Below are 205 nucleotides of genomic sequence, written 5' to 3'. Positions count from 1 at the left end.
GGAGGCTTAGCTCAGCTGGGAGAGCATCTGCCTTACAAGCAGAGGGTCGGGGGTTCGATCCCCTCAGCCTCCACCATATTTTATTCTCTTACATGGATGAAATATAGGGGAATTGTGAATCATATGCATATTGGGGATTAGCCAAGCGGTAAGGCAACGGACTTTGACTCCGTCATGCATAGGTTCAAATCCTATATCCCCAGCC

2 tRNA genes are annotated in these 205 nt (G+C 48.8%); both read left to right on the top strand.

The features are described 5' to 3' along the window. Nucleotides 1-76, top strand: a tRNA-Val gene (locus tag G9G57_RS25615). Nucleotides 77-131: 55 nt separating this feature from the next. After that, a tRNA-Gln gene (locus G9G57_RS25610) sits at nt 132-203 on the top strand. Nucleotides 204-205 lie beyond the last annotated feature (2 nt).

The organism is Paenibacillus sp. EKM211P (assembly GCF_011066175.1).
GTDB classification, from domain to species: Bacteria; Bacillota; Bacilli; order Paenibacillales; family Paenibacillaceae; genus Paenibacillus; species Paenibacillus polymyxa.
This window is presented reverse-complemented; position numbering and strand designations above follow the sequence as displayed.